This window comes from Streptomyces sp. NPDC053367 (assembly GCF_044545925.1).
GTDB lineage: Bacteria > Actinomycetota > Actinomycetes > Streptomycetales > Streptomycetaceae > Streptomyces.
In genome coordinates, this window is the sequence record NZ_JBITYN010000003.1 from 480815 (window position 1) to 502158 (window position 21344).

19 protein-coding genes are annotated in these 21344 nt (G+C 73.6%); 14 read left to right on the plus strand and 5 right to left on the minus strand.

The window, feature by feature from the left end; all coding sequences use genetic code 11:
- Window positions 1-53 precede the first annotated feature (53 nt).
- Together ACIGXJ_RS11850 and ACIGXJ_RS11855 are read right to left on the minus strand one after the other, a co-directional pair.
- Window positions 54-755, minus strand: coding sequence for a GntR family transcriptional regulator (locus tag ACIGXJ_RS11850; protein ID WP_399643374.1), 702 nt, complete (start codon window positions 753-755; stop codon window positions 54-56).
- Between the two features lie 111 nt (window positions 756-866).
- On the minus strand, window positions 867-2228 hold the full coding sequence (locus tag ACIGXJ_RS11855; protein WP_399643376.1) for an aspartate aminotransferase family protein: 1362 nt from the start codon (window positions 2226-2228) through the stop codon (window positions 867-869).
- Window positions 2229-2413: 185 nt separating this feature from the next.
- Here ACIGXJ_RS11855 and ACIGXJ_RS11860 point away from each other — a divergent pair, with 185 nt between their 5' ends.
- The 3 genes from ACIGXJ_RS11860 to ACIGXJ_RS11870 all read left to right on the plus strand — a co-directional run bounded on the left by ACIGXJ_RS11860 (window position 2414) and on the right by ACIGXJ_RS11870 (window position 5458).
- On the plus strand, window positions 2414-3043 hold the full coding sequence (locus tag ACIGXJ_RS11860) for a type 1 glutamine amidotransferase family protein (RefSeq protein ID WP_399643378.1): 630 nt from the start codon (window positions 2414-2416) through the stop codon (window positions 3041-3043).
- On the plus strand, window positions 3040-3498 hold the full coding sequence (locus ACIGXJ_RS11865) for a MarR family winged helix-turn-helix transcriptional regulator (protein ID WP_399643380.1): 459 nt from the start codon (window positions 3040-3042) through the stop codon (window positions 3496-3498). The genes ACIGXJ_RS11860 and ACIGXJ_RS11865 overlap by 4 nt, the downstream gene beginning before the upstream one ends.
- Before the next feature lie 79 nt (window positions 3499-3577).
- Window positions 3578-5458 carry a serine/threonine-protein kinase gene (locus ACIGXJ_RS11870; RefSeq protein WP_399643382.1) on the plus strand — a complete coding sequence of 627 codons (1881 nt, stop codon included), beginning with the start codon at window positions 3578-3580 and terminating at the stop codon, window positions 5456-5458.
- A 25-nt stretch (window positions 5459-5483) separates the two neighbouring features.
- Here ACIGXJ_RS11870 and ACIGXJ_RS11875 read toward each other — a convergent pair whose 3' ends face one another.
- A complete protein-coding gene (locus ACIGXJ_RS11875; protein WP_399643384.1) occupies window positions 5484-6236 on the minus strand; it encodes an SLATT domain-containing protein in 753 nt (250 codons plus the stop codon).
- Between the two features lie 304 nt (window positions 6237-6540).
- Here ACIGXJ_RS11875 and ACIGXJ_RS11880 point away from each other — a divergent pair, with 304 nt between their 5' ends.
- The 7 genes from ACIGXJ_RS11880 (at window position 6541) to ACIGXJ_RS11910 (ending at window position 13228) form a co-directional block, all read left to right on the plus strand.
- On the plus strand, window positions 6541-6882 hold the full coding sequence (locus ACIGXJ_RS11880) for a YbaB/EbfC family nucleoid-associated protein (protein WP_399643386.1): 342 nt from the start codon (window positions 6541-6543) through the stop codon (window positions 6880-6882).
- A 100-nt stretch (window positions 6883-6982) separates the two neighbouring features.
- A complete protein-coding gene (recR, locus tag ACIGXJ_RS11885; RefSeq protein WP_099930378.1) occupies window positions 6983-7582 on the plus strand; it encodes a recombination mediator RecR in 600 nt (199 codons plus the stop codon).
- A complete protein-coding gene (locus ACIGXJ_RS11890; RefSeq protein ID WP_399643388.1) occupies window positions 7575-8237 on the plus strand; it encodes a DUF5063 domain-containing protein in 663 nt (220 codons plus the stop codon). The genes recR and ACIGXJ_RS11890 overlap by 8 nt, the downstream gene beginning before the upstream one ends.
- Window positions 8238-8464: 227 nt before the next feature.
- Window positions 8465-9739, plus strand: coding sequence for an aspartate kinase (locus tag ACIGXJ_RS11895; protein WP_399643390.1), 1275 nt, complete (start codon window positions 8465-8467; stop codon window positions 9737-9739).
- On the plus strand, window positions 9739-10806 hold the full coding sequence (locus ACIGXJ_RS11900; protein ID WP_399643393.1) for an aspartate-semialdehyde dehydrogenase: 1068 nt from the start codon (window positions 9739-9741) through the stop codon (window positions 10804-10806). Before ACIGXJ_RS11895 ends, ACIGXJ_RS11900 begins: the two co-directional genes overlap by 1 nt.
- A gap of 419 nt (window positions 10807-11225) precedes the next feature.
- On the plus strand, window positions 11226-11906 hold the full coding sequence (locus tag ACIGXJ_RS11905) for a SigE family RNA polymerase sigma factor (protein WP_399643395.1): 681 nt from the start codon (window positions 11226-11228) through the stop codon (window positions 11904-11906).
- On the plus strand, window positions 11903-13228 hold the full coding sequence (locus ACIGXJ_RS11910; RefSeq protein WP_399643397.1) for a hypothetical protein: 1326 nt from the start codon (window positions 11903-11905) through the stop codon (window positions 13226-13228). Before ACIGXJ_RS11905 ends, ACIGXJ_RS11910 begins: the two co-directional genes overlap by 4 nt.
- Before the next feature lie 3 nt (window positions 13229-13231).
- Here the strand turns inward: ACIGXJ_RS11910 and ACIGXJ_RS11915 are convergent, their stop codons facing one another.
- On the minus strand, window positions 13232-14044 hold the full coding sequence (locus ACIGXJ_RS11915) for an SURF1 family protein (protein WP_399643399.1): 813 nt from the start codon (window positions 14042-14044) through the stop codon (window positions 13232-13234).
- A 174-nt stretch (window positions 14045-14218) separates the two neighbouring features.
- Between ACIGXJ_RS11915 and ACIGXJ_RS11920 the strand changes: the two genes are divergently transcribed.
- Window positions 14219-16015: a prolyl oligopeptidase family serine peptidase gene (locus ACIGXJ_RS11920; protein ID WP_399643401.1), complete on the plus strand. Its 1797-nt coding sequence runs from the start codon at window positions 14219-14221 to the stop codon at window positions 16013-16015.
- A 95-nt stretch (window positions 16016-16110) separates the two neighbouring features.
- Here the strand turns inward: ACIGXJ_RS11920 and ACIGXJ_RS11925 are convergent, their stop codons facing one another.
- On the minus strand, window positions 16111-17952 hold the full coding sequence (locus ACIGXJ_RS11925; protein ID WP_399643704.1) for an NAD-binding protein: 1842 nt from the start codon (window positions 17950-17952) through the stop codon (window positions 16111-16113).
- 142 nt (window positions 17953-18094) lie between these two features.
- On the opposite strand from ACIGXJ_RS11925, the gene ACIGXJ_RS11930 reads away from it, so the two are divergent.
- The 3 genes from ACIGXJ_RS11930 (at window position 18095) to ACIGXJ_RS11940 (ending at window position 21254) form a co-directional block, all read left to right on the plus strand.
- Window positions 18095-19144, plus strand: a complete 1050-nt coding sequence (locus tag ACIGXJ_RS11930; protein WP_399643403.1) for a permease — start codon at window positions 18095-18097, stop codon at window positions 19142-19144.
- Window positions 19141-19851, plus strand: a complete 711-nt coding sequence (locus ACIGXJ_RS11935; RefSeq protein WP_399643405.1) for a TIGR03943 family putative permease subunit — start codon at window positions 19141-19143, stop codon at window positions 19849-19851. The genes ACIGXJ_RS11930 and ACIGXJ_RS11935 overlap by 4 nt, the downstream gene beginning before the upstream one ends.
- Before the next feature lie 74 nt (window positions 19852-19925).
- Window positions 19926-21254, plus strand: a complete 1329-nt coding sequence (locus ACIGXJ_RS11940; protein WP_399643407.1) for a hypothetical protein — start codon at window positions 19926-19928, stop codon at window positions 21252-21254.
- The last annotated feature ends 90 nt before the right edge of the window (window positions 21255-21344 follow it).

The window sequence follows — 21344 nt, forward strand, 5'->3', positions numbered from 1 at the left end:
ACGGATGGTTCCCCCGCGTGGGGCGGCTCAGTCCGCGGGAGGCCCGGCGGCTCTCACTCCTCGGCCGGTTTCCCGATCAGGCCGAGGGAGTGGTCGTTGTACGCGGCGACGATCGCGCGCGCGGTGTCGGTGTCGCGGCGGGCGAGCGCGTCGACGAGGTCGGTGTGCCCCGCCCACAGCCGGCCGCGCAGATCGGGCAGGAGCCGCAGCCGCTGCACCGCGCACACCCAGGACTGCACGCGCAGCCGGTGGAGGAAGTCGGAGAGGTAGACGTTGCCGTAGAGGGAGCTCAACTCCCGCCAGAAGCGCAGGTCGTAGCCGATCAGCACGGTGAGGTCGCCGGCGGTGGCGGCGCGCTGGGCCTCCTCGCCGCGGCGCCGTACCCCGGCGAGGGCGGCGGCGGTGCGCGGGTCGTCGGGGTCGCTGAAGTTCTGGTGGCCCTTGCCGAGGGCGTGGAACATGCCGTCGGTGACGAGGGTGCGGGCCTCGACGAGTCCGCGGAAGTCGGCGACCGAGTACTCCCGGACCTTGAAGCCGCGGTGCTGGTCGGCCTCCAGCAGACCCTGCGCGGTGAGGTCGACCAGCGCCTCGCGCACCGGGGTCGCGGAGACGCCGTACTGGTCGGCGATCTCCTTGACCGTGAAGGCCTGTCCCGGCTGCAGCCGCCCCGCCAGCACCTCGTCCCGAAGCGCGTCCGCGATCTGCTGCCGCAGGGTGCTGCGCGTCACGGCCGTGCTGCCGCTGCTGCCGGGCATGGTGCTGACTGTCTCCCTCGTCCTCGTCACGAGAAGGTGGCGTGCTCACGGTGTCCGTACAGAAGTACGTCCACGAGCACGCCACCTTACGCGTTGGGGGCGAGAAGAGACTCAGTCCTGCTCGGTGTGCTCGTCGGCCACGCTCAGCGCGGTGTCCAGCACGGCCAGACCCTCCTTCAGCTCGGCCTCGGTGACGTTGCACGGGGGCACGACATGGGTGCGGTTCATGTTCACGAAGGGCCACACCCCGCCGGCCTTCATGGCGGCGGCGAACGCGGCCATCGGGGCGTTCGCCGCACCGGCCGCGTTGTAGGGCACCAGCGGCTCGCGCGTCTCCTTGCTCCGCACCAGCTCGATCGCCCAGAACATGCCGAGGCCGCGGACCTCGCCCACGCTCGGGTGCCGCTCGGCCAGCTCGCGCAGCGCCGGCTCCAGGACCGTCGTACCGAGCGTGGCGGCGTTCTCGACGACGCCCTCCTCGGCCATGACCTGGATCGTCGCGACGGCGGCAGCGCAGGCCAGCGGGTGCCCGGAGTAGGTCAGGCCGCCCGGGTAGGGGCGCTTGCCGAAGGTGTCGGCGATCTTCGCGGAGATGGCGACGCCGCCGAGGGGGACGTAGCCGGAGTTCACGCCCTTGGCGAAGGTCATCAGGTCCGGTACGACGCCGAAGTGGTCGGCGGCGAACCACTCGCCGGTGCGGCCGAAGCCGGCCATGACCTCGTCCAGGACGAAGACGATGCCGTACTTGTCGCAGATCTCGCGCACGCCGGCGAGGTAGCCGGGCGGCGGCACCATGATCCCGGCCGTGCCGGGGACGGTCTCCAGGATGATCGCGGCGACGGTCTGCGGCCCCTCGAAGGCGATCGTCGTCTCCAGGTGCTCCAGGGCCCGCGCGCACTCCTGCTCCTCGCTCTCGGCGTAGAAGCGGGAGCGGTAGAGGAAGGGCGCCCAGAAGTGCACGACGCCCTGGGAGCCGCTGTCGCTGGCCCAGCGGCGCGGGTCGCCGGTGATGTTGACGGCCTGCTGGGTGCCGCCGTGGTAGGAGCGGTAGGCCGAGAGCACCTTCGGGCGGCCCGTGTGCAGCCGGGCCATGCGCACCGCGTGCTCGACGGCGTCGGCGCCGCCGTTGGTGAAGAAGATCTTGTCCAGGTCGCCGGGGGTCCGCTCGGCGATCAGCCGCGCGGCCTCCGAACGGGCCTCGATCGCGAAGGCCGGCGCGAAGGTGGTCATCCGCGCGGCCTGCTCCTGGATCGCGGCGACGACCTTGGGGTGCTGGTAGCCGACGTTCGTGTAGACGAGCCCGCTGGTGAAGTCGAGGTACCGCTTGCCGTCGTAGTCCCAGAAGTACGAGCCCTCCGCGCCGGCGACGGCGAGCGGGTCGATGAGTTCCTGCGCCGACCAGGAGTGGAAGACGTGCGCGCGGTCCGCGGCCTTCACTGCGGCGCCGGCTTCGGGATGGGGCTGAGGGGTCATGCGGGCGAGCGTAGATGTCCGCGATGCGGAATCGGTATCGGCGTCCTGTCTGTGGACGGGGGCTTTCCACGACACGTTGTCGAGGCCGTGGAGGCATCGAGCCAATTGACAGGAGGCTGTCTAAGTGACAGCATTCTGTCATAAGGGAATGGGGAAAGCCCGAGGTACGGCCCGGAGGAGGACCCATGAGCACCACCGTCCGCAAGCCCGTGCACCACGCCGTCTACGACACCTACGCCGACTGGGAGACGGGCCACGCCACCGCCCACCTCGCCCGCGCCGGCCACGAGATCCGCACGGTCGGCCCGGCGGCCGGGCGGCCCGTCCGCAGCATCGGCGGACTGCGCGTCACCCCCGACCTCGCCCTGGACGACGTTCGGCCGCAGGACAGCAGCCTGCTGATCCTGCCGGGCGCCGACCTCTGGGACACGTCGGACGACCTGGCGCCCTTCGCCCGCAAGGCCCGCGAGTTCCTCGACGCCGGCGTGCCCGTCGCGGCGATCTGCGGCGCCACCGCCGGCCTCGCCCGCGAGGGTCTGCTCGACGACCGCTCCCACACCAGCGCGGTGTCCTTCTACCTGGCGGCGACCGGGTACGCGGGCGGCGCGCGCTACGTGGAGGCCGACGCGGTGACCGACGGGCGGCTGATCACGGCCGGCCCCACCGAGCCCGTCGCCTTCGCCCGGGAGATCCTCGGACTGCTCGGGGTGTACGAGGGTGAGGTGCTGGACGCCTGGTACCGGCTGTTCCACGACTCCGACCCGGAGGCGTACGCCGTGCTGGAGAAGGCCGGCGAGCAGGCGGGCGCGCGGTGAGCCGGGAGCAGCAGGACCTGCTCAGCCGCAGCGCGCTGGGTGTCTTCCGGCTCAACGGGCAGTTCCTCGCGGTCGCCGAGGAACTGGCCCGGCCCGCAGGGCTCACCGCCGCCTGGTGGCAGGTGCTCGGCGCGGTGCTGCGCGAGCCGCTGCCCGTGTCCGGCATCGCGCGGGCCATGGGCATCACGCGGCAGAGCGTCCAGCGCATCGCCGACCTGCTGGTCGAGCGGGGGCTCGCCGAGTACCGGCCCAACCCGGCCCACCGCCGCGCCAAACTGCTCGCGCCGACGCAGGCGGGGCTGGCCGCCGTACGCCGGATCGACCCGGGGCACGCGGCGTTCGCGGCGCGGCTCGCGGAGGCGTTCGGGGAGGCGGAACTCGCACAGGCCGTCGAGGTGCTGGAGCGGCTGTCGAAGATCCTCGACCAGACCGGACCGGCTGTTACGGAACCGTAGACGCGGGCCGGCTCGCCCCGCACGACGCCGCACTATCGTGGGGCTGTCGCACAGGCGGGGTGCCGGGGGAGGGCCTGCGGTGGAGAAGCTCGGGGCGGGGGATCCGCCGCGTATCGGGGCGTACCGGCTGCTGGCGCGGCTGGGTGCCGGCGGGATGGGACACGTGTATCTCGCCCGGTCCGACCGCGGGCGCACGGTCGCCGTGAAGCTGGTCCGGCGGGAACTGGCCGCGCAGGAGGAGTTCCGCGAGCGGTTCCGCCAGGAGGTACGGGCCGCACAGCGCGTCGGCGGCCACTGGACCGCGCCCGTGCTGGACGCCGACACCGAGGCGGACGTGCCGTGGGTGGCGACGGGGTACGTCGCCGGGCCGAGCCTGCAGCAGGTGGTGGGCCATGACCACGGGGCGCTGCCGGAACGCTCGGTCCGCATCCTCGCGGCCGGCCTCGCGCACGCCCTGAAGGACATCCACGCCGCGGGCATCGTCCACCGCGACCTGAAGCCCTCCAACGTCCTCGTGACCATCGACGGGCCGCGGGTCATCGACTTCGGCATCGCACGGGCGCTGGAGACGGTGACCGGCGCGGCCGACGCCGGGGGCCTGACCCGCACCGGCGCGCTCATCGGCTCGCCCGGCTTCATGGCGCCCGAGCAGGTCCGCGGCGACCGCATCACGCCCGCCTGCGACGTCTTCTGCCTGGGCTCGGTCCTCGCCTACGCCGCCACCGGCACCCTCCCCTTCGGCGACGCCGACAGCGGGGTGCACGCCCTGATGTTCCGCATCGCCCAGGAGGAGCCCGACCTCGGCGGGGTCCCCGAGGGCATCGCCGACCTCGTCCGCGACTGCCTCAGGAAGGACCCCGGCGCCCGCCCCACCCTCGACGGCATCCTGGAGCGCACCGGCGCGGAGGACACCGTCATGGGCGGCCGCTCCCGCGACCCCTGGCTGCCGGGCGCCCTGGTCGCCCAACTCGGCCGCCACGCCGTGGGGTTGCTGGAGGTGGAGGACCCGGAGGGCACGGAGACCGGGTCCTCACCGGAACACGCGCCCGCCGCCGACGCCGCACCGGCTCCCGCGGGGTATCCCCCGCCGGGCGCGCCGGTGAACCACCTGCCGACCGTGGCCGCACCCCCCGCGCCCCGGCCGGAGCTGCCCCCGCCCCATCCGGCGTACGGCACGCCACCGTCGTACGGCCACGGCGGCCACGCGTACGGCTACCCGCAGCAGGGGCCACCGGCCTACGGCGGCCAGGGCCAGATCCACGGCGGCCACACCCCGCCCCACGGAGCTCACCCACCCTCGTACGGCGCTCAGCCCCCGGCCTACGGCGCCCCGAGCCTCGGCCCGACCCTCTACGGCCCGCGGTCCCCCCTCCCGGAACCCCCGCGCCGCAACGGCCGGGCCACCGCGGCCCTGGTCGCCGTGGCGCTGGTCGTCGCGCTCGCGGCGGGCGGGTCGGTGTACGCCCTGATGAACGCCGGCAGCGGCGACGACGGCAAGGCGGGCGCCGACGACCGCACGAAGTCCCCGGTCACGGCCGCCCCCACGACGCCCGGCCCGACCACGACCACGACCGGCGACGACCCGAGCCCGTCCCCTGCCGAGGACGGAGTGGTCCCGCAGGGCTACGTCGGCACCTGGACGGCGACGATCGACGGCGACGACGGTACCGACAGCAGGGTGCTGACGATCAGACAGGGCGAGGTGGGCGACACGGTCCTGTCCCTCGTCGCGGACGGCCCGGCGGGAAGCGGCACGTACCACTGCGAGTTCGAGGCCGAACTCTCCGAAGACCCCGGCGAGCAGGGCCCCCTGGAGATCGGCCCCTCCACGGTCACCACCGGCGAACCGGCCACCTCCTGCTCCCCCGGCGCCCCCACCCGCGTCACCCTGGAGCCCGACGGCACCCTGCGCCGCGTGAACACGTCCACCGGCGAGGAGCTGACTTACACGCGGGAGTGACCCGGCGTCCCACCGCCGCCCAGGCTCACCGCGGCTCCGGTGGCCGCTGGCGGGGCATGTTCGGGCGGGTCGTGCCGCCCGGGGGCAGGGGGAAGCGGCCGTTGACCGTGCCGGGGTCGGAGGGGCGTACGGCGGTGGGGACGGCGGACTGGAGGCCGAGGGGGGCCGGGCCGGTGCGGAACTCGACCATCCAGTCGGCGGTCTCGGCGCGGACCAGGTCGGTGACGTCCTCGCAGAAGCGGCGCAGGACGGCGAGGCAGCGCTCGGCGGCCTCACCCGCCGTGCCCTCCGTCGGGCCCAGGACCTCCCTGACGCTCTCGGAGGCCCAGTCGAACTGGAGGACCTGCAGGCGCCGCTGCACGGCCTGGGCGGTGGCGACGTCCCTTATCCAGCCGGAGGTGACGCCGAGGAAGCGGTCGACGGCCACGCAGGCGACGGACAGCAGGAGGGCCAGATAGCCCCAGGGGGCCACGCCGCCCATCACCTCGGTGAGGTCGAGCAGGGGCAGGGCCGCACCGCCGACCACGCCGGCCGCCGCACCCGTGCGCAGCGCCCGCGCCCCCCGCCGCTTCCACACCCGGTCGGCGAGATACCAGGCGGCCGTCTGCAGCGCCCCCTCCTCCACCCACCGGTACAGCTCGTCCAGCCGCTCGGCGGGCTCCGCCCAGTCGCCGTGCGGGAACGCCCGCCCCGTCAGATCGCCCGGCCGCAGTGCCGCCGCACCGTCGCCGCGCCCGTCCTGCGGCGGCCCCTCGGGCTGCATCTCCGGCTGACCCACCCGGCACTCCCTACTGATCACGCTGCGTGATGTGACGGCGCTCGCGTGACACCTGATGCTGATGCGCCGGACCCTTCCTACCGCCCAATGGGTGGCGAAGTGGAGGGTTTCGCATCCTTTCCGTCCGGAAGTGGGCCTTGATCAGGTATAGGACAGACACTCGGCTCACCCGAAAGAGTGGCGGCACGACGGCCCCCTCGACCACGTAGGCTCGTTCCGGACGGGTGAGCCCCGTCCCCAGAGGCGCCCAAGGGCCTGACAGAAGCCCCGGGGCGGCGTACAGAGCGACAGAGGAGAACACATCGTGATCCCCGGTGGCGGCCAGCCCAACATGCAGCAGCTGCTGCAGCAGGCGCAGAAGATGCAGCAGGACCTCGCGCGGGCCCAGGAGGAACTGGCGAACACGGAGGTCGACGGCCAGGCCGGCGGCGGCCTGGTGCAGGCCACCGTCACCGGTTCCGGCGAGCTGCGCGCCCTGAAGATCGACCCGAAGGCGGTGGACCCGGAGGACACCGAGACCCTCGCCGACCTGATCGTCGCGGCCGTCCACGCGGCCAACGAGAACGCCCAGGCCCTCCAGCAGCAGAAGCTCGGCCCCCTCGCCCAGGGCCTCGGCGGCGGCGGCATCCCCGGCCTGCCCTTCTGAGACGGCCCGCCCGCCTTTCCGAGACGGCCCGCCTTTCGAAGAGGGCGCAGGGGCATCTACCGTACGTAGTGAAGGAACACCAGGAAGGACGGGCAGTCCGTTGTACGAAGGCGTGGTCCAGGACCTCATCGACGAACTGGGGCGGCTGCCCGGCGTCGGTCCGAAGAGTGCGCAGCGGATCGCCTTCCACATCCTGCAGGCCGAGCCGACGGACGTACGGCGTCTCGCCCAGGCCCTGATGGAGGTCAAGGCGAAGGTCCGCTTCTGCGCGACCTGCGGCAACGTCGCGCAGGAGGAGCTGTGCAACATCTGCCGTGACAGCCGCCGCGACCCCTCCGTCATCTGCGTGGTCGAGGAACCCAAGGACGTCGTCGCCATCGAGCGCACACGCGAGTTCCGCGGCCGCTACCACGTCCTCGGCGGCGCGATCAGCCCCATCGAGGGAGTGGGCCCCGACGACCTGCGTATACGAGAACTTCTCGCGCGGTTGGCCGACGGTACGGTCACGGAGCTGATCCTGGCCACGGACCCGAACCTGGAGGGCGAGGCGACGGCCACGTACCTCGCCCGCATGATCAAGCCCATGGGCCTCAAGGTCACCCGCCTGGCCAGCGGCCTCCCGGTGGGTGGCGACCTGGAGTACGCGGACGAGGTCACCCTCGGCCGCGCCTTCGAGGGGAGACGACTGCTAGATGTCTGACGCCACGCTGCACGCGACCGGCCACAACCCGGACGACTTCGCGGTCCAGATCGCGGACCAGATCGAGAGCTTCCTGGTGGCCGTCACAGAGGTGGCCAAGGGCGACGAGCCGGACTCGGCGGTCCCCTTCCTCCTCCTGGAGGTCTCCCAGCTCCTGCTCGCCGGGGGCCGCCTGGGCGCCCACGAGGACATCGTCCCCGACGAGCGCTACGAGCCCGACCCGGGCCCCGAGCCGGAGTTCGACGAGCTGCGCGAGAACCTCGCCCGCCTCCTCGAACCGATCGACGTCTACTCCGAGGTCTTCGACCCCTACGAGCCCCGCAAGGCGCCTGTACCGGCCCGGATCTCCGACGACCTCGCCGACGTCGTCGCCGACCTGCGCCACGGCATGACCCACTACCGCGCCGGCCGCACCAGCGAGGCCCTGTGGTGGTGGCAGTTCTCCTACTTCTCCAACTGGGGCACCACCGCCTCCGCGACCCTGCGCGCCCTGCACTCCGTCCTCGCCCACGTCCGCCTCAACCAGCCCCTCGCGGAGCTGGACGGCCTCGACACGGACCAGACCCTCGGCGACGAGACCCTGGAGTTCGAGGCGGGCCGCGTCATGACGGAGGAGATCGCGGGACCGCTGGGACTCAACTCCGCCCAGCCGTAGTGCGGGCTTCCGGCCGCGCGCGAGCGAGGCGCGCCAACCGGTCCCCGCGTGACCTGGCCCACTTTCGCGAGTGCCCCGCTCAAGGGCGGGCAGGGTCCAGTCCGGCGCACCGGGAGTCTCACCATGCGATACCGCAGGGGTGAATTTCGGGCGCTCGATAGACTGAGCCGACCCGCAGTACACCGGCGTATCAGCGGGCAAACAGACAGACTGAGCGAGGAGCGCACGTGGGCCTTGTCGTGCAGAAGTACGGAGGCTCCTCCGTAGCCGATGCCGAGGGCATCAAGCGCGTCGCCAAGCGGATCGTGGAAGCCAAGAAGAACGGCCACCAGGTGGTCGCCGTGGTTTCCGCGATGGGCGACACGACGGACGAGCTGATCGATCTCGCCGAGCAGGTATCCCCGATCCCTGCCGGGCGCGAGCTCGACATGCTGCTGACCGCCGGGGAGCGGATCTCCATGGCCCTGCTGGCGATGGCGATCAAAAACCTGGGCCACAGCGCCCAGAGCTTCACCGGTAGCCAGGCAGGTGTCATCACCGACTCGGTCCACAACAAAGCGCGGATCATCGACGTCACGCCGGGCCGTATCCGGGATTCGCTGAACGAGGGCAACATCGCCATCGTCGCCGGCTTCCAGGGCGTCAGCCAGGACACCAAGGACATCACCACGCTGGGGCGTGGCGGGTCCGACACCACCGCTGTCGCGCTCGCGGCGGCGCTGGACGCCGAGGTGTGCGAGATCTACACCGACGTCGACGGTGTGTTCACCGCCGACCCGCGTGTGGTGAAGAAGGCCCGGAAGATCGACTGGATCTCCTCCGAGGACATGCTGGAGCTGGCCGCCTCCGGCTCCAAGGTGCTGCTGCACCGCTGCGTGGAGTACGCGCGCCGTTACAACATCCCGATCCACGTCCGCTCGTCCTTCTCCGGACTGCGCGGCACGTGGGTCAGCAACGAGAAGCCCGAGGGGGACGCTCAGGTGGAGCACGCCATCATCTCCGGAGTCGCTCACGACGTCTCCGAGGCGAAGATCACGGTCGTCGGTGTCCCGGACAAGCCGGGCGAGGCCGCGGCGATCTTCCGCACGATCTCGGACGCCGAGATCAACATCGACATGATCGTGCAGAACGTGTCCGCCGCCGCCACCGGCCTGACGGACATCTCCTTCACGCTGCCCAAGACCGAGGGCCGCAAGGCCATCGACGCCCTGGAGAAGTCCCGGGCCGGCATCGGCTTCGAGTCGCTCCGCTACGACGACCAGATCGGCAAGATCTCGCTCGTCGGCGCCGGTATGAAGACCAACCCCGGCGTCACCGCCGACTTCTTCACCGCCCTGTCCGACGCCGGAGTGAACATCGAGCTCATCTCGACCTCCGAGATCCGCATCTCGGTCGTCACGCGGGCCGACGACGTCAACGAGGCCGTGCGCGCCGTGCACACCGCCTTCGGGCTCGACTCCGACAGCGACGAGGCCGTCGTCTACGGAGGCACGGGACGCTGATGGCGCTTCAGGGGCAGGGCCGGCCGACGCTCGCGGTCGTGGGAGCGACCGGGGCCGTCGGCACGGTCATGCTCCAGATCCTGTCCCAGCGCAAGGACGTCTGGGGCGAGATCCGACTCGTCGCCTCCCCGCGCTCGGCCGGCCGCAAGCTGACCGTGCGCGGGGAGGAGGTCGAGGTCATGGCCCTGTCGGAGGAGGCCTTCGACGGGGTCGACGTCGCGATGTTCGACGTACCGGACGACGTCGCCGCGCAGTGGGCGCCCGTCGCCGCCTCCCGCGGGGTCGTGGTCGTCGACAACTCCGCCGCCTTCCGGCTCGACCCCGACGTGCCGCTGGTCGTGCCCGAGGTCAATCCGCACGCCGTACGGATGCGGCCGCGCGGGATCGTCGCGAACCCCAACTGCACGACGCTGTCGATGATCGTCGCGCTGGGCGCGCTGCACGCCGAGTTCGGACTGCGTGAGCTGGTCGTCTCGTCGTACCAGGCGGTGAGCGGCGCGGGCCGGGCCGGTGTGGAGACGCTGCGGCGGCAGATCGCCCTGGTCGCCGGTACGGAGCTGGGGACCGGCCCCGGTGACGTACGGCGGGCCGTCGGTGACGACACCGGGCCGTTCCCCGAGCCGGTCGCGCTGAACGTGGTGCCCTGGGCCGGGTCGCTGCGCGAGGACGGCTGGTCCTCGGAGGAGATGAAGGTGCGGGACGAGTCCCGCAAGATCCTCGGACTGCCCGCGCTGCCGGTCGCCGTGACCTGTGTGCGCGTGCCCGTCGTCACCACCCACTCGTTGACCGTCCATGCGCGGTTCCAGGACGAGGTCACCGTGGCGCGGGCGCGTGAGATCCTCGCCACCGCGCCGGGCGTGGTGCTGTTCGACAACCCGGCCGCCGGGGAGTTCCCGACGCCCGCCGACGTGGTGGGCACCGACCCGACCTGGGTCGGACGGGTGCGGCGGGCGCTGGACGACCCCACCGCGCTCGAGCTGTTCGTGTGCGGCGACAACCTGCGCAAGGGCGCGGCCCTCAACACCGCGCAGATCGCCGAGCTGGTGGCCGCCGAGTTCCGGGCGTAGTTCCCGCCGGGGCGGCGTGAGCCGACAAACCCTGTGGATCATCCGTGTTCGATTTGTAGGATCTGCGTAAGGCACGTGATCCGAAGTGATGTCCGGACCACTTGATCCGGTTCCCGGTGGCGTCGGAAGATTTCCTCCCCGCCCTCCGCAACCACGCGGAGGGCGGGGAGCGTCTATGCGGTCGCCCTTCCGGGGTGCAAGCGCATTCATCCAGGCGCGGGGACGCCATGAGCGGGCGTGGGGACGGCCGCTCACAGGGGACATAGGGGAAGAGCGGGACGCATGTGGGCTTCTGAGGCTCCGTCGGCGGTGCTGCCTGACGCGAGAACGCGGTCGGGTGGACGGGCCGGCGCGAAAGTGACCGCAAAACCGACGCCCGGCACGTACAACCCCCGCGGGGGGAAACGTGTCCAACTGGCGTGGCAGAGGTACTCGATCTCAGCGTGGCCCCGCGCGGCGCGGCCCTTCGGCCGCCCGTCCGCAGGCCCCAGCGCCCCCGCACGCCCGGTGCGCCCGGCGGCATGCCGGTGATCGCCCCCATGCCCGCAGCGAGGCCCGCTCGCATTCCCAGCCAGCGTGACGGCGCCGACGAGGCCGTGGCGGCCGGCACCACCGTCGACCACCTCACCGAGACCTACCGCGCGCACTACCGCTCGCTGCTCGGCCTGGCGGCCCTCCTCCTCGACGACACCGCGTCCTGCGAGGACGTCGTGCAGGAGGCCTTCATCCGGGTCCACTCCGCGCGCAAACGCGTCCGTGACCCGGAGAAGACCCTGGCCTATCTGCGGCAGACGGTCGTCAACCTCTCCCGCTCCGCGCTGCGCCGCCGCATCCTCGGACTGAAGCTGCTGTCCAAGCCGATGCCGGACATGGCGAGCGCGGAGGAGGGGGCGTACGACTCGCTGGAGCGCCGCGACCTCATCAAGGCCATGAAGGGCCTGCAGCGCCGCCAGCGCGAGGTGCTGGTGCTGCGCTACTTCGCCGACATGACCGAGGCACAGGTCGCCGAGACGCTCGGCATCTCGCTGGGTTCGGTGAAGGCCTACGGCTCGCGCGGTATCGCCGCGCTGCGGGTCGCCATGGAGGCGGCGGCGAAATGAGCGACCACCACCGCGAGCCGGACAGCCCGCACAGCCCGCACGGCGAGCCGGACGGCGAGCACGGCGAGCACAGTGAGGAACACAGCGGACACGACGAGCAGCACCACCGCGAGCACCACCAGGGCGACGCGCCGCGCCGGGGGGCGGCCGACGACGCCGGGAAGCAACAGCCGAAGCAACCGCACGCTGGGAACGGAATCGTGAACGACAGCCCCGACGAACGCAGCCCTGAAGGGCTCGGCTCGGACGAGCTGGCACTGCGCCGCCTGCTGCACGAGGCGGTCGAGGACGTGGAGCCGCGCGACGGCACACTGGACCACCTGCGCCGGGCGGTGCCCGCACGCCGGGCCCGTAAGCGGCAGGCAGCCGTAGGCATGGCGGCCGCCGCGCTGTTCCTGGGCACCGCCATCCCCGCGCTGGTGCACGTCACCGGCTCCACAGGACCGAACGCCGACCCCTCCATCGCCGGCCACGGCTCGGCCGCCCAGGGCGGGACGAGCGAGGGCAAGGGCGAGAACGGCGGCAGGTCCGAGGGCGGCACCGGGGGCGGCGGCACAGGAGGCGGCGACCACGGCGGCGCCGAGCCCGAGGACCACGACACGGGTGACACCAAGGGCACCGGTTCCGGCGGCACCACGGACCCGTCCGGGGGCGCCTCGGCGGTCGACGACGCGTGTACCGCCGAGCAGCTCTCCGTCAGCGGCAGCTTCGGCGCACCCGACTCCATGGGCGCGGTCTACGGCAGCTTCCGCGTCACCAACGTCTCCGCCGAGGGCTGTACGGTCGTCGGCTCCGGCGAGGTGACGCCCTATCCGCTGGGCACCACCGACCCCGCCAGGATCGGCCTCGCCCGCCATGTCGCCGGGGACGCGGCCCTGTCCCTGCCGGACCCCTCCCTGGAGCGGCACGAGGTCGTCCTGGTGCCGGGCGCGGCGTACGAGGTGAAGTTCGCCTGGGTGCCGTCCGAGACGTGCCCCACCGACGGCGGCACGGGCACCGGCGGCACCGGCACCGGCGGCGGTGACAGCGGGGGCACGACGGGCGGCGGCGGTGACACCGGCACCACCACCGGCGGCGGTGAGACCGGCGGGGCCACCCCGACCCCGACGCCCACCCCCAGCGACGGCACCACCGGCACCTCCGACGGCACCGAGACCGGCGGCGACACCGGCATGACCACGCAGCTCGTCACCGAGGACGGCTCGGCCGACGGCGGCGTCAACGTGACCTACACGACCGAGCTGGGCGCGCCGAGCACCAGTGTCTCGGTGCTGCCCGCCTGCGCCGGGACGGTGTACCGGACCGGGATGATCCCGCAGTAGGAGCTATCGGGCCGCGTAGTCGGAGGAGCCGGCCCGCTCGGGCCGCTCCTCCTCCTCGTCCGGCAGCAGGCCCAGTTCCGCGTCCCGGGCCAGCTCCACCTCGCGGCGCAGCAGCCGGAACCACATGAAGACGACGAAGCCCGCGAAGACGAACCACTCACCGGTGTAGCCGAGGTTCTGGAACGCCTTCAGGTCCAGGCCGGTCTGCGCCGCCGCCCGCGCGGGCACGGCCCGCATCCCCGAGTCGCCCCGGTTGAGGGTGACGAACGCGTCCTCGACGTCGTACGGCACGAGGTTGACCAGGGAGGCCGAGCTGATGGCCGCGGTCTGGCCCGCGGGCAGGCCGCCGCGGGCGCTGACGCCGTTGTCGCCGGGAGTCTCGGAGGCCTGGAGCGCACCGGTGACGGTGACCTCGCCGGCGGGCGGGGCCGGGGCCTTCGCCGGGTCGGGGGTGCCGGGCAGCCAGCCGCGTACGACGGGCAGGGCCTTGCCGGTGTCCTGCCGCAGCAGCGTGAGGACGTAGTAGCCGCTCCTGCCGTCCAGCTCGCGGTCGGGGACCAGCAGCTGGTCGGCGTAGCTGCCGGTGGCGGTGGTCTGTGCGCCGGAGGTCGCCTTGTCCACCGGCAGCAGCGCCGCGAGCGGGCGCGCGGCCTCGTGCCGGTCCGTTGAGGCGCGCTCGTCCGCGGTGCGGTGGCTGTCCATCCGCTCCTCGAACCGGCCCAGCTGCCAGGACCCCATGAACACGCAGAAGGGGATGGCGAGCAGCACGAACACGTTGATGCCCCACCAGCGGGGCGTCAGCAGGAACCGGTACACGCCTTCCACGGTACGGGGCCGGGGTACGTGGGCGGGGCGCGGGGTGGTCCGAGGGCGCTCTTCCTCCGTCCAGGTGCGGGCGCGGGTCATTCACAACATCGCGTTTCCGGTCGCATACGGGGCACCGGCCCGCGCGGCTCTCACCGTGGCGCCGGTTCGGGTTTGATAGGGGTCATGAGCAGCGACGCAGAAGCCATGCCCGTGTGGGAGCAGCGGTTCAGGGCACCGCGGGTCTCCCTGCCCGACTGGGCCGAGGACGCCCCCGACCGCTCCCTGTTCGTGTCGAACGCGACAGGGACGTACGAGCTGTACGCGTGGGACCGGGCCACCGGCGGTCAGCGCCAGGTGACCGACCGGCCCAACGGCACCACGGACGGGGTGCTCACCCCGGACGGCGCCTGGATCTGGTGGTTCGACGACAAGGACGGCGACGAGTTCGGCGTGTGGCGCCGGCAGCGCTTCGAGGGCGGCGCCGACGAGATCGCCGTACCGGGCCTGGAGCCGTCGTACCCGGCGGGGCTGGCGCTCGGCCGGGACGGGCGCACGGCGGTCGTCGGGCGGTCCACCGACGAGGACGGCACGACGATCTACGTGGCCCGCGACGGTGAGGCTCCGGTCGAGGTCTACCGGCACCGCGAGTCGGCGGGCGTCGGTGACCTGTCCCACGACGGCACGCTGCTGGCGATCGAGCACACCGAGCACGGCGACGCGATGCACTCGGCGCTGCGGGTGCTGCGCCTCGACGGTACGACGGTCGCGGAGCTGGACGACACCAAGGGCGGCAGCGTCGAGCTGGGCCTGGAGGTGCTGGGCTTCGCGCCGGTCGACGGCGACACCCGGCTGCTGGTCGGGCATCAGCGGCGGGGCCGCTGGGAGCCGCTGGTGTGGGACGTGGCCTCGGGCGAGGAGACCGATCTGGTGCTGGAGCTGCCGGGCGACGTGAGCGCCGAGTGGTACCCGGACGGCACCGGGCTGCTCGTCGCGCACAGCTTCGAGGCCCGCAGCGAGCTGTTCCGCTACGACCTGGCGAGCCGTGAGCTGGAGCGGGTGGAGACGCCGCCTGGCACGGTGTCGGGGGCCACGGCCCGGCCGGACGGCAGCGTGGAGTACCTGTGGTCGTCCGCCGCCGAGCCGCCCGCGGTGCGCTCCACGGCCGGCCGGGTGGTGCTGGACCCGCCGGGGCTGAAGTCGCCCGGCTCGGTGCCGGTGGAGGACGTGTGGGTGGAGGGGCCCGGCGGCCGCATCCACGCGCTCGTGCAGAAGCCGGCGGGCGCGACCGGGCCGCTCCCGACCGTGTTCGACATCCACGGCGGTCCGACCTGGCACGACAGCGACTCCTTCGCGGCGGGCCCCGCCGCCTGGGTGGACCACGGTTACGCGGTCGTCCGCGTCAACTACCGGGGCTCCACCGGGTACGGCCGGGCCTGGACGGACGCGCTGAAGTACCGCGTCGGCCTGATCGAGCTGGAGGACATCGCCGCGGTGCGCGAGTGGGCGGTGAGCTCCGGGCTGGCGGACCCCGCCCGGCTCGTCCTCAGCGGCGGCTCCTGGGGCGGCTACCTCACCCTCCTCGGGCTCGGCACCCAGCCGGAGGCCTGGGCGCTGGGCATCGCGGCCGTGCCCGTCGCCGACTACGTCACCGCCTACCACGACGAGATGGAGGCGCTGAAGGCGATGGACCGCACCCTGCTCGGGGGCACGCCCGAGGAGGTTCCGCACCGCTTCGAGGCGTCCTCCCCGCTGACGTACGTCGACCAGGTCAAGGCGCCGGTCCACATCTCCGCCGGGGTGAACGACCCCCGCTGCCCGATCCGGCAGATCGACAACTACGTCAAGCGGCTTCAGGCGCGGGGCGCGGTGCACGAGGTGTACCGCTACGACGCCGGTCACGGGTCGCTGGTGGTGGACGAGCGGATCAAGCAGGTGCGGCTGGAGCTGGACTTCGCGGCGAGGCACCTGCCGCCCGCCTGATCGCCGCGGGGGCTCGTGCCGTCGCCCGGGTGCGGCCGGCCGCGGACCGGTCGCGCCCACGCGGCGGAGCCGTACACCGATACGCCCCCGCGCCCCTAAGGGCGCTGCGCCGCGTCCCTGCTCCGGCGTCCCAGCAGTTCCGCGAACCCCCGCCGGGTCGCCGCCAGGATGACGCGGTCCCCGGCGCCGAGGACGTACCCCTCGGGCAGCTCCCAGACGAGCCCCGCCCCGGGCGCGTCCTCGGTGCGGGACCGGGTGTCGAGCGCGAGGACGCGCCAGGCCCCGGCGCGGAAGGCCTCCCGGACGGTGCGGCCCTCCAGCTGGGGATGCCCGGCGACCTCCAGCGCGGCGAACAGCAGGACCCGCCGCTCGACGGGGATCGCCCCGAGGATCTGGCGCCCGAACATGGCGCCGGCGAACGCGGGCGCGGCCAGGTGGGTGACGCTGCGGCTGCGGGTGAGGGCGTGGGGATGCGCGGCGCGCAGCGTGCGGTACACGGCGGTGGCGAAGTCGTCGTCGTACAGCCGCAGCACCACCCGCAGGTCGGCCCGCACCGAGCGGGCGTACAGCGCGGCCTCCAGATTCGTCGTGTCGACGCTGGTCAGCGCGAGCAGGGCGTGCGCGCGATGCACCTTCGCCGCCTCCAGGACGCCTTCCTGGGTGACGTCTCCGAGGACGACCGGCACCCGCAGCCGCCGGGCCACCGCGAGGCCGCGTGCCTCGGGGTCGGCCTCGACGCAGACCACGGGGATGTTCAGCTCGCGCAGCCGGATCAGCACCCGGGCGCCGATCTTGCCGAGCCCGAGGAGCACCACGTGCCCGCCGAGCCCGCGGGGCGGTTTGCGCAGTCCGGACGCGCTGCGGAAGGCGCCGAACGCCTCCAGGGCGGCGGCCAGCAGCACCGGCAGCAGCAGTAACCCGAGCAGCCCGGTGAGGAGTTGGAGGACCTGCCGGCCGGTCGACTGGTTCAGCGCGGGCTCGTTGATGGCGAACAGGTCGAGCAGGGTCACATAGGTCGCGTGCAGCGGGTGGTCGCCGGTGAGGACGGTCAGCGCGATCGCCAGCGCGATGACACAGCCGGCCACCCCGGCCAGCGACCAGCGCAGCCGCCGGGAGAAGAGCGAGCCGAGCGGTGGGACGCCGGTCAGGCCGGAGGCCGGGACGGACGGCTCACCGGCGTAGGAGACCTGCTCCAGGACGATCGTGCCGCGTCCCGTCGCCTCCCGTACGGCCGCCGCGTCCGGCAGCAGCCGCGGCCCGTGTTCGCCGTCGCCCTCCGAACCGTCCGCGCCCGCGGGGTCGTTGCTGGTGGCGGACAGCAGCGCGAGGGTGGCGAGGCCGGGGTCGGCGACCTGTCCGGGCAGCGGCCGCCGTTCCACCGCGCGCAGCATGAGGCCCTCGGTCTGCACGACCTTGCTGGTGCCGGCGAGGGCGGTCGCGGCGAGCGCGGGCGCTGCCGTGTCGGCGTCGGAGAGGACGACGGTGGAGGCCTCGGAGGCGGCGCCGGTCGCCAAGGTGGCGGCCTGGTCGAGGAGTTCCTCGATGTGCTGGCCCAGCCGGCGGTTGTACAGGCGCAGGACGAGCCGGAGGCGCGGGTTGAGGCGGCGCGCGGTGAGCGCGGCACGGATGTTGGTCTCGTCGTCGTCGTACACGAGCGCCAGCGCCGCCGCGCGCTCCACGCCCGCCTCGGCGAGCACCGCCTCGGTCGGCTCACCGGCCTCCACGACCCGTTCGGCGCCGGCGTTGTCGCCGTTGCCGCGGGCCGCGTTCACCATCCGGTCCAGGAAGGCCGCCGACACCGCGCGGGCGCGTCCCACGACCGGCTGGCGCACCCGGCGCCGGTCCGCCGGCACGACGAGCGTGACCTGTTCGCCGTAGACACCGCGCAGTTCGGCGGCGAGCCGGTGCGCGAGCCCGTCGTCGCCGCACACGACCATGTGCGGGTGCGCGCCGCCCGGCGCGCCCTGGTTCGGAACGCTCCCCACGAGGGACCAGACTGCCCTACGGCCAGGGGCGGTTGCACCCCGGTTGAACGCGTGCCGCCCGGCCGCCGTATCCCCGGGGGAGGGAAGGAGCCCCGTGGCCGTCATGGAGGACGCCCCCGCCGAGACCGCCCAGACCGCCCAGACCGCCCAGACCGCCGAGAGCACCGAGACCGCCGAGATCACGGGGGCGCGGCGGCGGCCTGACGCGCCGCTCGTGCTGATCCTGCTGCTGATGCTCGCGGTGCTGTTCCAGGGGACGCTGCGGCGGGCGCTGGCCGCGCCGGTGATGCAGGACTGGACGACCGTGTTCCTGGCGGTGGTGGTGCAGGCGCTGCCGTTCCTGGTGTTCGGGGTGCTGCTGTCGGCGGTGATCGCCGTGTTCGTGCCGGCGTCGTTCTTCGCCCGCGCGCTGCCCGCCCGTACCGCGCTCGCCGTACCGGCCGCGGGCCTCGCGGGGGCGGTGCTGCCGGGCTGCGAGTGCGCCTCGGTGCCGGTGGCGGGCGCGCTGATCCGGCGGGGGGTGACCCCGGCCGCCGCGTTCGCGTTCCTGGTGTCCGCCCCGGCGGTCAACCCCGTGGTGCTCACCGCGACCGCCGTCGCCTTCCCGGGCGCGCCCGAGATGGTCGCGGCCCGGCTGGTGGCGGGGCTGCTGGTGGCGTGCGCGATGGGCTGGCTGTGGCAGCGGGTGGGCCGGGAGGACTGGCTGCGGCCGTCCCGGCACACGGGGTACGACGGTCAGGGGCGGCGCGGCGAGGCGTTCTGGGCGTCGGTGCGGCACGACGTGCTGCACGCGGGCGGGTACCTGGTGGTGGGCGCGGGCGCCGCGGCGACGCTGAAGGCGGTGGTGCCGGAGAGGTGGCTCGGGTCGGTGGCGGGGGTGCCCGTGGTGTCGGTGCTGGCCCTCGCCGGGCTCGCGGTGCTGCTGTCGGTGTGCTCGGAGGCGGACGCGTTCGTGGCCGCGTCGCTCACCCAGTTCTCGCCGACCGCCCGGCTGGCGTTCCTCGTCGTGGGGCCGGTGATCGACCTCAAGCTGTTCGCCCTGCACGCGGCGGGCTTCGGCCGCGCCTTCGCCCTGCGCTTCGCCCCGACCGCGTTCGTCGTCGCCGTCGCGGCCTCGGCGCTGACCGGGGCGGTGCTGCTGTGAACCGCTCGGCCCAGGCGGTGGTGCTCTTCCTGCTCGGCGCGAGCGTGCTGCACGCGGGCGTGACCGGCCTGTCCCTGCGCTATGTGAAGGCGGGGCTGCGGCCGGGGCTGGTGCTGTGCGGGGCGGTGCTGATCGCGGCCGCGGCGGCGACGGTCCGGTACGGCGGCCGGGGGCGTGGCGACGGCACCGCGGAGCACGACCACCCCGGACCCCGGGTCTCCTGGCTGCTGTTGCTCCCCCTCCTCGCCCTGATCCTCATCGCCCCGCCCGCCCTGGGCGCGCACAGCGCCATGCGCACCGGCACGGCCCTTCAGGAGCCGCTCGGCTACCCGCCGCTGCCCGCCGGGCAGCCGCTGCGCCTGGGCCTCGCCGACTACGCGGGCCGGGCCGCCTTCGGCCACGGCCGCACCCTTGAGGGCCGCCGGGTACGGCTCACCGGCTTCGTCGCCCTGGACGCCTCCGGCACCGCGTATCTGGTGCGGATGACCCTCAACTGCTGCGCCGCGGACGCCCGCCCGGTCAAGGTCGGCCTGACCGGCCGGGTGCCGCCGGTGCTGGAGCCGGACCTGTGGCTGGAGGTCACCGGCACCTACAGCCCGAAGCGGTCCGCCGACCCGGTCAACGGGGGCCCGATCCCGTACGTGGACGTGCTCGCGGCGAGGCCGGTGCCCGCGCCCGGTGATCCGTACGACTCCTCGGGGCTGTGACGTGTGGGGCGCCTGGTGCGCTGGGTGATCGGAACCGCCTTGTGGTGGCGGGAGTCGATCGAAGGGGGAGCAGCGTGGCTGCGCGGGCAAGACGGCACCGGCGTTCGGTGAAGGGCCGGGTGTGGGCCGGGGTGGCGGCGGCAGCGGCGGCGGGTGTCGCGGTCGCGGCGACGCTGACGACGAGCGCCGGGGCCGCGTGGACGTCCACGTGGAACGTGTCGGCGTCCGGCTGGACGGCGAGCGACTCCCCGCAGGTCGCCGTGGACCGCCAGGGCGACTCCCTGCTGGCCTGGACGGCCTGCGACCAGTCCACGCCGGGCTGCTACTACCGGGTGCAGACCCGGGTGAGGACGGCGGCCGGGGCGACCGGGGCGATCCGTACGCTCTCCCCGGACGGCGCGGCGGTCTCCTTCCCGGAGATCGCCTCCGACGACACCGGTGACTCCGCCGTCGTCTGGCAGCAGGACGGGCATGTCGTGGGCCGGCGGGTGGCCGCGTCCGGGGCGCTCGTGGGCCCGCTGCGGCGGCTGTCCACCTCCGGACCGGCGAGCGGCGCGGTGGTGGCTGTGTCCCCGGCCGGTACGGCGATGGCGGCGTGGACGGAGATCCGCGACGGCAGCCGGTACGCCGTCGCCCGCCGCCTGATGACCGACGGCTCCCTGGGCGTGCCGCTCACCCTCGGGTCGGCCTACGGCGAGCAGCCGGCCATCGGGGTCGACCGCAGCGGGCGGTTCGTCGTCGCCTGGGTGCGCGGCGGCTCGGAGGTCGTGGCGCGGCGCATCTCCTCGACCGCGGTGGGCGGGACGGCGGTGCTGACCTCGTCCATCGCGTCGTACGCCGGTTTCGGCTCGGTCCGCGTCGGGGTGGACCGGGACGGCGACGCGGTGATCTCCTACCACTCCGGTGGCGGCGAGCGCGCCCAGCAGTGGGCCTCGCGCTGGAGCCGCACGGGCACGCTGTCGGCGCCGCTGCGGATCTCGGCGTCCACCGACAACGTGGGCTTCGCGCACGCGCTGGCCACCGACCTGGAGGGCGACTCCATGATCGTGTGGAACCGCCTCAACAGCGGCAGGCCCGAGCTGCTGGGCCGCAGACTGTCCGCGGCCGGCACGCGCGGCACGGTCGTCGCGCTCGGCACCGGTGAGCGGCCCGACCTCGCCGTGGACGACGACGGCGACGGCATGCTCGTCTTCCAGACCGTCGTGCCGACCTCCACGATCCCCTACAGCTACACGAAGACCACGGCCCGTACGTTCACCCGGTCCGGCGGATGGGGCACGGCGAGGACCCTCACCTCCGACGGCGGCGCGCCCCAGGCCGGCTCCCGGCCGACCGCGCGCTTCACGGTGATCTGGCAGCGGGTGTCGTACCCGTACACGATCCGGTCGGTCACCGGTCCGTGAGCCCGCTCGCGGCGGACTGACGGGCACTGGAGTTCGCCCCTTCGTCGTGGCGTGTGATCCCGCGCGTCCGTGCGCCACCCGGTGTGCGGG